The following is a 1,306-nucleotide window of genomic DNA, read 5'->3' on the forward strand; positions in this document are numbered from 1 at the left end:
TTGTCACACATTTCTGGCATGTAACATGCGTGAAACGCCTTCTGGCGCGACGCGCGTCACTGCACAAGTGTGCATTGGCGCACCGAATTGCCGGAAATGTGTAAGGCTCGTGAATGTTGCCGTTGCAACCATTTGTCCCGGACATCCGCTTTCCATAAGTTGTCGTTTTTTCGTGTCAGGCGTGCGACACGTCGATGTTTTCAGTGTGTTACGGGCCGCGGTCGAGCGTCGCTGCGAGCGGAAAGGCTCGAGCGATCAAATGGTGACTGAACGAACCACGACCGATGAGTGGCTCTCGCCCTTGGCGCGCTGTAGGTGCGCTTCCCCTGACACGCACGGTCTCGCCCGCGTCCTTTCGAGGCGAACCTTACGGAGCGATCTTCGGGTGGAGTAATGGCAACTTATGGAAGCGAAAAGACGTCACGTTATGGTTGTCATAATAGCGGCATGACACCGTCGCAACAACGCAGGACGCCATAGAAGTTTTCTCAAAATTCCTCGGCCGTCTCTGTCGTCGGATCGACATCGCAAAGCCCCGGGAGTAGAACCTCTCCCTTTCCCTACAGGACCCGCCCATGGATTCGCCCACCATCCCCTCCGACGCTGACCTCATGGCGTTGGCCCAGGACGTCGCCACCGCCGCCCAGGAGCGGCGGGTGATGGTTGCGACGGCCGAGTCGTGCACCGGTGGCTGGATCGCCAAGACGCTCACCGACCTGGCCGGAAGCTCGGCGTGGTTCGAGGCGGGGGTCGTCACGTATAGCTACAGCGCAAAGGAGTCCCTGCTCGGGGTGAACCCGCGAACCCTTGAGCGGACCGGCGCGGTCAGCGAGGAGACGGTGCTGGAGATGGTTTCCGGCGCGCTGGCCCGGTACGGCGCAGGCGTCGCCGTGGCGGTCACCGGTATCGCGGGGCCGTCCGGTGGGACGCCCGATAAGCCGGTAGGGACGGTATGGATTGGCTGGAAGCGCCGGGGCGGGTACGCCCGCGCCGAACTCTTCCACTTTTCGGGCGATCGCGAGGCCGTCCGCCGACAGACGGTGGCTCGCGCACTTGCTGGAATGACCTCCGAGCTCAGGGGCTGAGCCGGGCCGCCTGTGGCACACTTGGCGATTGCGGATCGCAGTCCCTGAGACCACGGTCGGGCAAGATACTTATCTACACACGAGACCCGGATATGACGATGGACGACAATAAGCGCAAGGCGCTGGCGAGTGCCCTCGGCCAGATTGAAAAGCAGTTCGGCAAGGGTGCCGTCATGCGTCTTGGCGATCGCGCCGACGATACGATCGACACGGTCTCGACC

General features: G+C 62.3%; 1 protein-coding gene and 1 pseudogene. Both read left to right on the top strand.

The annotated features are described in order from the left end of the window. The first annotated feature begins 575 nt into the window (after positions 1–575). Entirely contained in the window at positions 576–1,085 is a 510-nt protein-coding gene (locus AC1DT2_RS23635) for a CinA family protein (RefSeq protein WP_213947933.1), read from the top strand. Between the two features lie 98 nt (positions 1,086–1,183). Then, positions 1,184–1,306, top strand: a pseudogene (locus tag AC1DT2_RS23640) (recombinase RecA); the annotation flags it as partial.

It is taken from the genome of Luteibacter sp. P4_E6 (assembly GCF_056401535.1).